This is a genomic window from Enterococcus sp. DIV1639a (assembly GCF_050530445.1).
GTDB classification, from domain to species: Bacteria; Bacillota; Bacilli; order Lactobacillales; family Enterococcaceae; genus Enterococcus_B; species Enterococcus_B hirae.
Map to the genome: position 1 here is coordinate 2,627,993 of NZ_CP172886.1, position 14,325 is coordinate 2,642,317.

12 protein-coding genes are annotated in these 14,325 nt (G+C 37.5%); 1 reads left to right on the forward strand and 11 read right to left on the reverse strand.

Annotated elements, in window-relative coordinates:
- Nucleotides 1-4: 4 nt before the first annotated feature.
- The 8 genes from IGJ32_RS12085 to IGJ32_RS12120 form a co-directional block, all read right to left on the reverse strand.
- Entirely contained in the window at nt 5-1,732 is a 1,728-nt protein-coding gene (locus tag IGJ32_RS12085; protein ID WP_034700488.1) for a sensor histidine kinase, read from the reverse strand.
- Nucleotides 1,725-2,339: a YesL family protein gene (locus tag IGJ32_RS12090; protein ID WP_010721012.1), complete on the reverse strand. Its 615-nt coding sequence runs from the start codon at nt 2,337-2,339 to the stop codon at nt 1,725-1,727. The genes IGJ32_RS12085 and IGJ32_RS12090 overlap by 8 nt, the downstream gene beginning before the upstream one ends.
- A 223-nt stretch (nt 2,340-2,562) precedes the next feature.
- Nucleotides 2,563-4,017 carry an ABC transporter substrate-binding protein gene (locus IGJ32_RS12095; RefSeq protein ID WP_010721013.1) on the reverse strand — a complete coding sequence of 485 codons (1,455 nt, stop codon included), beginning with the start codon at nt 4,015-4,017 and terminating at the stop codon, nt 2,563-2,565.
- A gap of 37 nt (nt 4,018-4,054) precedes the next feature.
- A complete protein-coding gene (locus IGJ32_RS12100; RefSeq protein WP_010721014.1) occupies nt 4,055-4,975 on the reverse strand; it encodes a carbohydrate ABC transporter permease in 921 nt (306 codons plus the stop codon).
- A gap of 13 nt (nt 4,976-4,988) precedes the next feature.
- Nucleotides 4,989-5,936, reverse strand: a complete 948-nt coding sequence (locus IGJ32_RS12105; RefSeq protein ID WP_373169224.1) for an ABC transporter permease — start codon at nt 5,934-5,936, stop codon at nt 4,989-4,991.
- Nucleotides 5,937-6,562: 626 nt separating this feature from the next.
- Nucleotides 6,563-7,288 (reverse strand): pseudouridine synthase, encoded by a 726-nt coding sequence (locus IGJ32_RS12110; protein WP_126342956.1) that lies wholly within the window; start codon nt 7,286-7,288, stop codon nt 6,563-6,565.
- Between the two features lie 83 nt (nt 7,289-7,371).
- Entirely contained in the window at nt 7,372-9,018 is a 1,647-nt protein-coding gene (locus tag IGJ32_RS12115; RefSeq protein WP_373169223.1) for a putative polysaccharide biosynthesis protein, read from the reverse strand.
- Nucleotides 9,019-9,113: 95 nt separating this feature from the next.
- On the reverse strand, nt 9,114-9,959 hold the full coding sequence (locus IGJ32_RS12120; RefSeq protein WP_096709858.1) for a hypothetical protein: 846 nt from the start codon (nt 9,957-9,959) through the stop codon (nt 9,114-9,116).
- A 351-nt stretch (nt 9,960-10,310) separates the two neighbouring features.
- On the opposite strand from IGJ32_RS12120, the gene IGJ32_RS12125 reads away from it, so the two are divergent.
- Nucleotides 10,311-11,813, forward strand: a complete 1,503-nt coding sequence (locus tag IGJ32_RS12125; RefSeq protein WP_088774979.1) for a UDP-N-acetylmuramoyl-L-alanyl-D-glutamate--L-lysine ligase — start codon at nt 10,311-10,313, stop codon at nt 11,811-11,813.
- Between the two features lie 297 nt (nt 11,814-12,110).
- Here IGJ32_RS12125 and celB read toward each other — a convergent pair whose 3' ends face one another.
- From celB to IGJ32_RS12140, 3 genes are read right to left on the reverse strand one after another with little or no spacing between them, the layout of a single operon-like run.
- Nucleotides 12,111-13,454, reverse strand: coding sequence for a PTS cellobiose transporter subunit IIC (gene celB / locus IGJ32_RS12130; RefSeq protein WP_010721020.1), 1,344 nt, complete (start codon nt 13,452-13,454; stop codon nt 12,111-12,113).
- Nucleotides 13,454-13,972: a hypothetical protein gene (locus IGJ32_RS12135; RefSeq protein WP_342082023.1), complete on the reverse strand. Its 519-nt coding sequence runs from the start codon at nt 13,970-13,972 to the stop codon at nt 13,454-13,456. The genes celB and IGJ32_RS12135 overlap by 1 nt, the downstream gene beginning before the upstream one ends.
- A gap of 14 nt (nt 13,973-13,986) precedes the next feature.
- Nucleotides 13,987-14,301 carry a PTS cellobiose transporter subunit IIA gene (locus IGJ32_RS12140; protein ID WP_014834421.1) on the reverse strand — a complete coding sequence of 105 codons (315 nt, stop codon included), beginning with the start codon at nt 14,299-14,301 and terminating at the stop codon, nt 13,987-13,989.
- Nucleotides 14,302-14,325 lie beyond the last annotated feature (24 nt).

Consider the following 14,325-nt stretch of genomic DNA (forward strand, 5'->3'; position numbering starts at 1 on the left):
GTTCCTACCCCTTTTCTTTAAATGTAATAGTGACAGACAATCCTCCTTCTTGATTGGTACTTAGCTTCATCTGATAACTATGTCCAAAACTAGCACGCAAACGTTCATTCACATTTTGCAATCCAATCGATTGGTACAATTCGACTTTAGGATGCGCCAATCTTGATTCGATCTCTGCTAAGCGTTCCGGTGTGATCCCTTTGCCGTTATCCTTCACAATAATCTGGACTCGCTGCCCTTCACGAAACACTTTCACGCTTAAGGCATTATCAAAACGTGTAAAATCGACCCCATGTTTAAAATAATTTTCGATCAATGGTTGAATCACAAACTTCGGTACTTCGATACTTGCTAATGATGGATCAATGGAAAAATGATAGGCGATCCGGTTGGGGTAACGCATCTGATATAAATAGACATATTTTTCGCAAAAGTCCAGTTCTTCCTTTAAACTGATCGTCTTTTCTTGATTAGTATTGTTTCGCAACAAGGCCGAAAAAGCATACACCACATCTGCCAATTCTTCGCTGCCTTCACTTAACGCATACATTCGAATATATTCTAACGTGTTATAGAGAAAATGAGGGTTGATTTGTGCTTGTAATGCACGCATGTGGGCATCTTGCTGTTTGATTTCCAATTTATAGATATCTTCAACATATTGGTTGATGCTATCCAACATCTCATTGATCCCTATAGAAAGGTCTTTTAATTCATATTCCGTTTGGGTCGTATCGATCCGCGTCTCCAAATTCCCTTTGGCCGTTTCATTCATTGCATCCATCACGAGATCTACTTGTTGCGAATAGCGCTTGAAGGTTTGGTATAAAAAGAATAACAGACTGACATCTAATAGAAATACACCGAAAATCAATGGTGCTAAATCTTGGATAACCGCTCGTCTAACCATCGAACGATCTAAAGTAGCCAATATCCGGTAATCATCGGGTAATTGTTGGTACTGGATGAAATTATTTTTTTCAAGGTTTATCAGTGGCAAAGTGGAATTTTCTTGAAGGCTGGTTGTAATCAATTGTTCTTGGGTTGCTAGTTTATCCTTTGTCATTCCTTGATCATGGAATGTGTATAAACGGTTGGTGGTACCAGAGATCATATACAATGATAAGCCGCTAAAGGTATTCAAACTCTTTAATGCCGCATCCAATTCCGCTTTTTCAAAACCGACGAACATGCTCCCGACTTCGCTTCCACCTTGCGTGATCGACATTTTGATATAAAACGCATCTGTCAATTTAGGCGTACCACTTTTAATCACCCCACCTTTATTTGCTCTAGAAGATTCCAGATACTCAGGCAATTGACTGAAAACAACATAGACGGAGCTGACTTCCTCATAGCTGACATAAATATCTCTCATTAGATAAGGAAAAGAGACAAAATCGGTCGTTTTTTGTTGTTGATCATAAGCGTACATCAAATATTCATTGATCGGTTTTGTCAGATAAGTAGTCGCATTCTCGATTTTATCAGAGTTCCCCAACAATTGGTCTTTAATGATTTTACTTAGTGTCGTTTTATCGTTCAGTGTACGACTGGTACTTTGTAACGCCTCACTTGTCGTTCGCTTGGCTTGCTCTTGCGTTTGTACCCACGTATGAACACTGATGATAGCAGTCGCCACCGTTGTTAATAAAATCAGGACGAGCGCATATTTTCGGAAAAGACGATTCAGAAGTGTTCCTTGTGAAAATAAAATACGCCATTTATTCATAGCTTTCTAACTGCATATCCAGTTTTTCCCGCCATTGTTTGGTTACCAGCCCATTCCAAACAGTCAATAAGCCAATCACACCAAAGAGAATCAGTCCTTTATAATTCCAAGTTAGCCAAAAAATAATGCCTCCGCCAATCAACAATTTCAAAAAGGTCGAAAAACTGGAAAAGCCTGAAACAAAACTTAACTTAAGTAGGTTAGGAATCGAAATTTCGTATTCACTATCTAAAATCAAGCTATACTGATAAGTGGAGTAAATATAAAGTAAACTAAAAATCAGGATAAAATCAGTAATCAAAAAAAGAATGCCTTGAATTTGAACAGATAAGTATAAATTATAGCCAAGCAAAAATGTCCCCGCTAAAAATAAACCAAACAACACATTCCCACGGACAAATGTTTGTTTAAATGTTTCCCACCCTCGCTTAAACGTAATCTCTTTATATTCAAAACCATAAAGATAAAACAATTCGTTGACTGTTTTATAAGCAGGTCCAATCCCTAATACGATGGCTCCCATCAGTGTATAGATCCAAAAATAAAAAGTTAATTTCATGACCACCCACACTCTGATAAATAATGTTTCTAGTGCTTTACCTAACATACGATTCCCTCCATAAAAAACATTGTATTCCCTTTCATTATACAAGAGTAGTAAAAAAGTAAAAGAACCAGTTTGATAAAAAGCCTAATGAACTTTTAGCTACTTGGTTGCTTTTCTTTCATTTCTTCGGACACTAATCAAAAAGCAGAACTCTCCAAAAATTCGACATGCAAATTTCGGAAAAAGTTCTGCTTCTTTCTAGAAACTGATTCAGTTCCTTGAATTATTTACTTTCCTTACGAAATGCATCATATTGTTTTTGCATTTCTGTTAATACTTTGTCATAACCTGCTCTGTTCAAAGCATCTTTTAGTTTTGGTAATGTTTCATCAGGATCAACTGTCCCAGTATTTAATCCATCTAGGTATTGATTCATGACATTTGAGATATTACTTAGTTCTGTTTTTACGCTATCTGTATTGAAACTAAAGCCTAAGATTGGAGAAGTTTTTGCTTCTTCGATTGATTTATCTCTTTCAGCGATCATTTCATCTGTGATCGTATCTTGTGTGTATAAGATTTCATTGTTACCGGTATTCCAAGCAGACATGTGCATGTTTGGTTGGTACCCATCTAATAATTTGATCTTGTCATCGCCATCTTTTTTCCATGCTTCGCCTTCGATACCCCAAACTAAACCATTCAATAATTCTGGATCGCTATTTAATAAACCTAAAAATTCAACTGATTTTTCTTTGTTTTTAGAGGTATTTGATACGACAAAGTTGGCCATTTGTGCTTGTCCAGTTGACTTCAATGGAACAGTGATTGCTTTTGAAACCAATTCTTGTTTCGCTGCATTAGTCAAGATCGTATCGCCATAATCGTATGGTCCTTGCGTTTCGCCACGCATTAACCAAGTATTCCCTTCAAGTGGGTAATCTTTATTACTAGTAGCAGCATCGCTAGGAATCAATCCTTGTTTATACCAGCTGTGCATCGTACGTAATAATTCGATAAACGTTTTGTTGTCGTATTGATTGATGATCTTAGTGTCATCGCCGTTCAAATCAACTGCAAATGGTAATGTATTCCCTAATGGATAATCGAAATCTCCTTGGACTTTAAATCCTTGTCCAATCGCAAAAGCAGCTGTATTTGGGTCTTTTTTATGGAATTCTTGTAACACTTTTTCCGCATCTTGATAAGATTCGATCCCATCAATCGATAAATTGTATTTGTCTAATAACGGCTTGTTGAAAGTCAACACTTGTTGGGCAAACACATTGCCATTTACTGGAAAGGCATACAATTTTCCGTTAACTAAATTTCCTTTGATATACGCTTCATCTAAAGAATCATACGCTTCTTTCGCATATTTTGGTGCTAATTCTGTCAAATCAGTAAATGCACCCTTTTGCGCATTTGATACATAGTTGTTGGCAAAGGCAATATCGTAGTTTTCACCAGAAGAGATAATGACATTCATTTTCTTCTCGTAATCGCCCCAACCGATGTAGTTGATGTTGACTTTAACTCCGATTTTATCTTCGATCCGTTTATTTGCAATATCCATTAACTGATCGAAATTCTCTGGTTTATCACCGATTTGATACATTTGAAGGGTTGTTGAATCACTTGCTTCAGCTTTTTCTTTTGTCCCCGATCCGCAGGCTGCCAATGTTCCAACCATCATTGCAGAAACGCCAGTAAAGGCTAATTTCTTCCATAACTTCATTTTTCTTCCTCCTAAATTGTTTTATATTTTTATTGCATTACTCTTTTACTCCACCAATCGTTAATCCTTTAACAAAATGTTTCTGGAAGAATGGATAGCTGATCGCAATCGGTAAAGTAGAAATCACGACGATCGCCATTCGAGCTGATTCTCCCGGAACAGAAGCAAGTCCGCCTGTCAATTGACTGCCCGCTCCTGAATTTTGTGTCAAATATTGAATATTGCTTTGGATCTTCATCAATAAATATTGCAAAGGAACCAGTTTATCATCTTGAATATAAAGCAACGCATTAAACCAATCATTCCAATACCCTAAGGCAGCAAACAAACTGATCGTTGCAATCCCTGGAATTGCTAGTGGTAAAACAATTTGCACAAAGATTCGCAGCTCACTAGCTCCATCAATTCTTGCAGATTCAATGATCGAATCTGAAACCGAGCGTTTGAAGAACGTTCGCATCACGATGATATTGAACGGGCTGACCGCCATTGGCAAAATCAATGCCCAGATCGTATCTTTTAACTGCAAGAGATTCGTCATTACTAAATAGTTCGCAACCATCCCTGGTGAGAACAACATCGTGATCAAACAAAATACGGTAAAGAAGCGCCGAAATGGGAAGTTTGATCGTGAAATCGCATAAGCGTATAAAGAAGTCGCTGTACTATTGATCAAAGTCCCTAGAACAGTGACAAGGATCGTCACAAATAAAGCTTGGAAAATCTTGTCTTGCATTTGACCGAATAAGTAAGTATACCCAAATGTACTAAATTCTTTTGGCCAAAAACTGTAGCCATATTGTGTCAAAGCGGATTCTTTCGTAAAAGAAATCGCAATCACGAATAAAAACGGTAAGATGCAAGAAAGAGCAAACAATGCGATCAACAAGTTAGAGAAAAAATTGGTTGTTTTGTTAAATGAACGAATCTGTACTCGTTCGACTTTCTTTTTTTTCATTTCTTTCTCCTCCCTAGAACAATGCTGATTCGCTGTCGAAACGACGAGCAATCGTATTTGTGATCATCAATAGAACAAACCCGACAACGGATTGATACAATCCCGCTGCAGCTGTCATTCCAAAGTCACCAGTAGAGGTCAAGCCATTATAAATGTAAGTATCCAATACTTGTGTGACATCATAAAGTGCCCCGGAATTTCTCGGGATATTGTAGAATAAACCAAAGTCTGCTCGGAAAATATTCCCGACAGCTAGAATCGTTAAGATCGTCATCAACGGAATCAATTGTGGAATCGTCACATGTTTGATTTGTTGCCATTTGCTGGCACCATCCACCATCGCTGCTTCATAATAAGTAGGATCGATCCCCATAACAGAAGCAAAATAAATGATACTGTTATAGCCAATCCCTTTCCACGTGCCGATAAAGACAAGAATAAACGGCCAATACTTCGGTTCGTTATACCAGTTGATCGCTTCTCCACCATGCCCAGTGATCCACTGATTAAAGATTCCTTTGTCAGGACTCAAGAAGGCATAAACAAAATACCCAATGATGACCCATGATAGAAAGTAAGGAAGTAACGACATTGTTTGGTAAACTTTTACCAGTCGTTTATTCCGTAATTCACTCATAATGATGGCAAAAACAACGGAAATCAATAAATTCAAAAGAATAAAAGTAACATTATATAAAATGGTGTTTTTAGTGATCAAGAAAGCTTGATCAGAAGTAAATAAGAAGCGGAAATTTTCCCAACCAATCCAAGGGCTTTCTCTTAAACTAGCTAAAAACCCGTCAGCAGAAATATGGAAGTTTTTAAATGCTACTACGTTTGCTAATACTGGGATATAAAAGAAAAAAATCATCCATAGCATCCCCGGCACAGCCATCAGTACTAAAGCTTTGTAGCGCCATAGATTAGCAAAAAAATGATTTAACCCCTTTCTTTTTTTCATCGTAAAACTCCTTTCGTGTCATTCACAAGCCAATTATAGCGCTTACAACAAAAGGAATAAATAAACAAATTATAGATAAAATGATACAAAATATAGATAACAAAATTAGGCAGAGGTTCAATTTTAGCGATCAATTTTTTCAAAAAATCGTTGGCTAATGGCAGTAATTTCTAAATAAACACGGATGAAATGAGCATAAAAAAGGGTGTTAGGTATAGATAAAGAAGTCGAACATGCAGAAAAATCAGCCGCTCATTAGAATGAAAATCACTGATATTCTAGTAGGTACTTAAGTTGCTACTGTACAAGTTATATTCGTTTTGAGATAGACAATACTCACGATTAGTTGAACAGGAGTTTGGAACAGACAATCAATCCTATACTGCTTCTGTTCACTCTTTTGTTAACAGCAAGTATATTGCTTTATATAAACTAAAGCGATGCGGCTGTAATAAGAAAAGACACCCTGAACTCCTTTAGAATGAATTGGGCAAACCAATTCATCGAAGGATTCAAGATGTCTTTTACTTAGCTTATCAAAGATACCCTAACTATCATTTTATCATTTGACAATGAGCCTAAAAACAGGCCAGCTGGCTTTTGTTTCTTCATTGTATTTTGTTTGATTACATTTCCTTTCCCTCTAACTGCTTGACTTCTGCAGCTGTCATTGGTCGGTATTCGCCGAGTGCCAAGTCTTCTGGGAGCAGAAAATTCCCCATTCGGATTCTTTTAAGATAAGTGACTTCTTTTCCTACGGCTTTGACCATCCGTTTGACTTGATGGAATTTTCCTTCATGCAGGATCAAGCGAATCACCGATGTTTCATCTTCCGAATTGACTGAAACAATGGATAACTGAGCAGGTCTGGTTTCTTCGCCACCATCAATCGTCAATCCTTGACTAAATGCCTGTACATCGGCTTCGGTCATGATACCGTTAACTTCAGCGAAGTACTCTTTTTCGACGTGTTTTTTTGGGGAAAGTAAACGGTGCGCCAAACCGCCATCATTTGTCACAACCAATAACCCTTCTGTATCTTTATCTAAACGCCCGACAGGAAAAAGATCTTCCCGATAAGAAGTATCATCGAATAGATCAAGTACTGTTTGATCGTAGTTGTCTTGAGTGGCTGAAATTACTCCAGCTGGTTTATTGAGGATATAATAAAAATCTTTTTGGTAAATGAACTGTTCGCCTTCATAAGTCACTTGATCCTTCCATTCATCTACTTGGAATTTGTCACTTTTAATGGTTTGATCGTTCACTTTGATGTGCCCTTTTTTGATCAGTGCCTTGACTTCTTTGCGACTGCCTAATCCGACATCCGCTAAAAATTTGTCTAATCGCATGTTTCTTCTCCTTTTGATTGAAAAAAGAAGTTAAGGGATAATGGGGGACATTATTCCTAACTTCTTTTTTCAAATTTTATTTACTACTTGATCCTTAATCGATGACGTAATCGAACCATACTTGGTCCTAAAAGACGTTCAGCTAATCGAATTTTTAACGCTAAGTATGCGTACACCGTACCGCCAACACCAGCTACAAATAAAATCAAGAACAATGACTGAATTTTACTATCTTGATTGAGGAATAAACCGAAAACAGATTTCGTGACCCCAGCTGCTGCCAGCATGATCAGTGTCAAAATAAAAATCAATAGCGTTCTCCGCCAAACAAAACTTGGTTTGAAACGTGCCACTTGACGCATTTTTTTTAAAATCAGCGTGCAAGAAACAGCAAAACCGATCATCGTCGCAAATAGTGGACCATAGACTTCAAACAGACGAATCGCTGGATATTGCAAGATCACCTTCACGACAAAACCGATTGCAAGATAACGGATCGCTGCGGCATTTTCAAACATTCCTTGAAGCATATTGGAAACTAGCATATATAGACCTAGGAATAGACCGACAAAACTGGCTTGGATCAATACGTGGCTTCCTAGTTTATCAGGTGCATAAAACAACGTATTCAAAGGATAGGCTAGCAAGATAACGCCAAAGGTAGCAGGAAACATAAAGAACGAAAACAATTGTAAATTACCACTCGTCAGTTTCGCTAAACCACGATGATCTTTGATCGTCACCGCTTCGGTGATCAACGGCAATCCAGTAGAAGCGATGGAAGTAGCAAGTGCAATCACGACCATCGTCAATTTATCTGGGTTTGCACTGAAAATTGAAAAGAGATCCAATAACTGATCTTTGGAATATTCAGTCGTTGCTGACATGATTTTAATAAAGGTAAACTGATCTACTAATTTAAAGATCGTCACTCCTGACCCAACAATAATAAACGGAATCGCTTCTTTGATCGTATCTAGTAACAATTCTTTTGTCGCTACGTTGACTTGGTTATGACTATACTGGACACGTGCCGCTGAATACGCCTGTTGTTTTTTCAAAAAATACAACAAAACCAAAATACTTGCTAACATTCCGATAAATGCAGCAAAAGTCGACTGAGTAACTGCTGTGACATAATCGCCTTTCATGACTTTCATAATAATAAAGGTCGCAAGCAACATGTAAAAGATCCGTGCGACTTGTTCCACGATTTGGGAAAGTGCATACGGCATCATTTCTTGGTTTCCTTGGAAATACCCTCGTATAACACTCATACAAGGAAAAACAAGTACCGCGATACTGAGTGATCGCATCGTTGGAATCAATTCTGCTCCGCCACCAGAAGCATGTGCGAGCCAAGGCGAAGCCACATACATAAATAATGAAAATAAGAGTCCTAGTACACCCATCATCTGTAATGCTCGAATAAATAAACGCCGAGAGGTCCCATATTCATTTAATGAATTGTAGCGAGCGGTTTGCTTTGCGATCGCCGCCGGAATCCCAGCTGTTGAAATCAGTAGGAACAAAGCATAAATATTGTAGCCCATATTGAATAATCCATTGGCAGCTTTCGCATTCTCTCCCATCCATGCGTACCATGGGATAATGTAGATCGCACCGAGTAACCGGGAAATGATATTACTAGCTGTCATCCAAGCAGAGCCACGAGCCATTTTTTCTTGAGGTGTTAAATTTTCCATTGCTGGTTTTCCTTGATTAGTCATCGATCAGATTCCAACTTTCTTCAAAACATTACTAACAGTTTAATAGCAAAATGGGAAACTGGCAATCTTTTTTGTGTGATTTTTCTGTAAATTCACTATTCTTTAGATAACTCTTTGTTTTGTTTTATTTTTATATTTTCATTAGAATTAGATAACAAACTGTTCCTGTGTTTCTGTTCATTGATAGCCTTTTCCGTTAAGTGATTGAGTGGTTGTTTTATACTCGAATGTTCTCCAGACTTCAACATGCCTTGTTTTTTACTAATTATATCTCTATATTTATAAATAAAGCTTTGTGAGGAATGCTTGTATTCACTCCATAGTTGCGGATCTTTTTCCCAAGGTGCTTCACATTGTTTTCCATTAGAAAAAAATGTGATTTTCCCCTCTAAAGCGTAGCGATGACGATAAATATATCTCAGTTCTCTATTTGTAATACTTCGGTTATACAAATCTTTTTTATGAACAACATTCCGCATATTTATTCCGTCTATAACAAAAAATAATTGAGTATTGGCATTTTTTATAGCAGCATCGATCCCTATTTTACATCCTCTTTTGGCATGTAAAATAGGGGAAATAACTTCTCCATCTTTTTCGAACAAACATTTTTCTTTTAACTTCAATATATGTACATCTTTATAAATATTTTCTAATTTATTTTTCTCTTTTTCTTGCAAAGATTGAAGATAATGTTTCCCTATAGGATCCATTTTAATATTTATGGGAATATAGGAATATAAATTCTTGGTAAAATTCTGCCACCTCTCTTTAGTGGTCAATTTTTCAGCTTCCTGTAAAATAGCTTCTTTTATTTTATTGTTATAAGTATCAATGTAGTTTTCTCGGGTTAACTTTTCATCTGAATACGAGAGAATAAACTTATCTCTTTCTGATTTCAACCCCAAAACTAGAATTTGCTTCTCTTCTATTTCAACCATTCTATTTCCCTTTCATTTTCATATTTTTCTTAATCAATCTATCATTTCTTATTGGAATCAGGAATTTCCTTATTCTCCTCTCTATAGTAATCAAAGACATCTTGAAAACAGAATATCCTTGTACTTAAAGGTTAAAACATTTCTATACTAATATCAAAAAAATTGAGTAAATCTTTTCTTCCTCTCATCTTTTTACAAAAAACTAGCCCTGTAATCAGTGAGGTCATCGTCTTACGCTAGCTTTTTCCTTTTTGCAATCAACTTTATTCTCTTTCTTCCCTTCCCGTAAGCCTTTTGAAATATGCTATAATGGATCAGAACCCAATGAATAATAAAGTGAGGGATGATTCAATGAGCTTCTCTTTAGAAGATATCCGTAAATTATTGATCAAAGAAAATTTATTAAAAGAATTTGTTTCTGTTCAAGGTTGGCATTTAGATGCTCCTGAGCAATTTGTATTCAAAAAGTTAAGTTATGACTCACGCCAAGTAGATCATGAGACGCTGTTTTTTTGTAAAGGTCTGAATTTCAAAGAAGAGTATTTAACAAGTGCGATCTCGAATGGTTTGAGCTACTACGTTGCTGAACAGCCTTACGAAAATACAGCAACTGGTATCATCGTGACTGATATTCGCAAAGCGATGGCGATCCTTTCCATGGCTTTTTATCAGTATCCCCAAAATCAATTGCAAGTGATCGGCTACACTGGAACTAAGGGAAAAACGACAGCAGCTTATTTTACCAAAGCCATTTTAGATCATGCGACAAACAACAAAACAGCGTTGCTTTCAACAATGAACACGACTTTAGACGGGCAAACTTTTTTTAAATCCCATTTAACAACGCCTGAATCATTAGACTTGTATCGCATGATGGCGGAAGCGGTAAAAAATGGCATGACACATTTAGTGATGGAAGTTTCTTCACAGGCTTACAAAACACAACGGGTATATGGTTTAACGCTAGATGTAGGAATCTTCCTGAACATCTCTCCTGATCATATCAGCCCAATTGAACATCCAACCTTTGATGATTATTTCTATTGCAAACGTCAATTGATTTTAAATTCTAAAACTGTGATTTTAGATCATGAAAGTGATCATTTCGATCTTTTACAGGAAACGGCTGAGTTAGCAAACGTCCCTTACATCACTTATGGACGTTCTGCCGAATCTGATTATGAAGTAAAAAGTTTAACTTCAGGGAACCATGCCTTTCACTTGATCAAACACAACGGAAAACTTGATATCGAAGCAGACTATGAGATCCAATTAGCCGGTGATTTCAACCAAGAAAATGCAGCAAGTGCTATCATTGCGGCTGCGTTGACTGGCGCTTCCATCGAGGATGCCCAAAAAGGACTCAAAGCAGCACGTGTGCCTGGACGGATGGATCAGTTGATCCAAAAAAATGGCAGTCATGTTTATGTCGATTATGCACATAATTATCTCAGTTTAAAAACATTATTAGAATTTGCCAAAAAAGAACATCCGAAGGGTCGGGTCATCGTTGTTCTAGGTAGCCCCGGAAACAAAGCAGTTTCTCGCCGTCAGGATTTCGGTAAAGTATTATCAGAAACAGCTGACGTCGTCTTTTTAACAGCGGATGATCCAGCGTTTGAAGATCCGCAAAAAATCGCTGAAGAAATCAATGCAGCCATCACTAATGCTGAGCTTGAGGTTCATTATGAAATGGATCGTCCAGAAGCGATCAGACAAGCATTAGCGATCAGCAATCCCGAAGATTCCGTTGTAGTCGCTGGAAAAGGAGTCGATCCTTATCAAAAAATCAATGGGATAGATGTTCCTTATAAAGGCGATTATGAAGTCGTCAAAGAACTGATTGAAGATTGAGTATTTCAATGAATACCACTTATTTACAATAAAAAATACGAGATGCGAAACGTATTGAAGCGAGGTTGAGACAAAAGTGTTCAGCATCAAGAAATAAGAAGGAATTTCCGAAAATTGCTTCTCAAATTTTTGGTAAATTTCGGCTTATTTCCGAAGATGCTACTTTTGTATCACCGTTTATTCGTTTTTAGAGATACTAGAAGAGACTGAGACAACTTTTGTCTCAGTCCCGCTTCATATTTATCGTAGTTTTCTATCTTTGTTTTTATTGAATTAATTGAAGCAAATCACATGGCTTTATTCCGCAGCTAATTCGGCTGCTTTTTCTCTTTCTTCAGTCAACAGTTTATTGTCATAGTATTTGATGAATGGTAACCAAATGAAGAACGCTAAAATTGCACATAATACTGCTAAAACAGCCGCCTTCCAGTCTCCCCCACTACCGACAAATGCGCCCACACCAACTGGCGAAGGCCAAGGCATTTGCGCCAGCATTGGCTTAACGATCTCGAAGCGAATGGCAAAATAAGCTAGTGAAGCCGATGCCATCGGTGCTAGGAAAAATGGAACAGCCAGATACGGATTATAAACAATTGGCATCCCAAAAATAATTGGCTCATTGATATTAAAGATACCTGGAACTAGAGAAGCTTTCCCTAGTACTTTTAATTGATCGGATTTAGCCAAAAAGGCAATGAAGAAGATCAATCCTAATGTGGCCCCTGATCCTCCTACTGTTACATAGGAATTATTAAATTCGCCAGCAAGCGGGAAATTCGCTCCCTGTGCATTTGCTGCCATGTTCGCTAATACGATTGGTGTCAAGAAAGAAGTAATGATATTGGCGCCGTGGATACCCACGATCCATAGTGCATGGATCAAGAAATAGATCACCATGATCCCTAACCATGTGTTCGTTAATTGCGTAACAAATCCGAATGGGATCGCAATCATTTTGAAGATATCTGTTCCTAATACAACCAACAGACCATTAACAAGCATCACAACGAACCCAATCACAAATGTAGGGATCAAAGCTGTAAAGGAACGAGAAACACCTGGAGGTACTACATCAGGCATCTTGATGACCCAATTCCGTTTGACACAGATGCAATATAATTCAACAGCTATATATGACATGATGATTGCTGTAAAGATACCGGAAGTGCCTAGCCGCTCGACAAATGAGCCCATCCGAATCCCGTTCACGACAGTTTCCGTATCTGAGATACTAGCGATCAAGCTTACTTTCCCATCGGATAACACTAATTCCGGAATACACATGAAGAAAGCAAATACCGCAAGCAGCGAACCAGTTAAAGGATTGACATTCAACCCTTGTTCATCTCGTTCGATTGAAGTCAGTTCATAAGCAAAAACAATAGCAAAATAAATGGATAAAATCCCCATGGTCATCGTGTTGATGATCATGTACAAATCACTGACTTTAAAAAATGTAGCGTTGAAAAACCCTTCAAGAAATGGAAATGGTAAAGGTAAGATATTCAAAACCAAAAACATTGACCCGACAATCGTAAATGGAATCGAAGCCATCCCTGCTGCCATTACCGCCCGAACGATTTTCATTTGTGCAATTTTCCCCATCGGTCCCATCAAATACTTTTCCAAAAATTTAAACATTAGTTACTCCCCTTCCCTAATTGTGAACTCTTTTCATATTGTTTAACACGTTGATATTGACGGTCTTGATTACGTTCAATTTTTTCTAAGCGGAACCAGCAAAAGCCACAAACAAAGATACCGCTTACAAATAATGCGAGTAAAAATAGCTTAGTGCTATGATCATTAGCCATAAATGGAAAAAATGAGCGATACCATGGGGTAAGTAGTAAGCCACTGATTCCTACGTTCATCATTCCTTGAATCTTAAAATAATTGCTCGTCCAAGGTGCTCGGTTCGTGTGCGTACGATAAAGTATGACTTGTTCACCGATAGCAGGAACGACCAATCCCAGCAAGCTAAGCGGCAGTAGCCAGGCACTGCTTCTTGCGATTAATAGTAGTACTAGCCAATTAAGATTGATGAAAAAGAAAAAGGCTGTCAAATAACGAATCACAAGATAACGATTGAAGTACATGATTTTCAAACTAAATTGTTTCTTTTCTAAAGCTAATTGTTGCTTCTTAGTTTCATCCACCTTAATCTCCTCTTTCAAGCTTTTTGTTGATACAAATAACTCATTTCATTTGCGACTTCTAAAAGGGTCATTGTTGTCATTAAATGGTCTTGGGCATGGACCATGATGATCTCCATCTCGATTTTTTGCCCACTTGCATATTCTTTTAGCAAGTTTGTCTGGGCTTTATGCGCTTCTAAAATAGCTTCATTTGCTTTATCTAATTGTTGACTCGCTTCCGCTTTTTCTCCTTGCCGTAGAAGTTTGAAGGCTTCATGAATCAATGTTCGGGCATTTCCACTATGCAAAATAATATCAAAAGCGATGACTTGTAATTCTTCACTCGTCATATTTCCAGTCACACGTATTCCTCC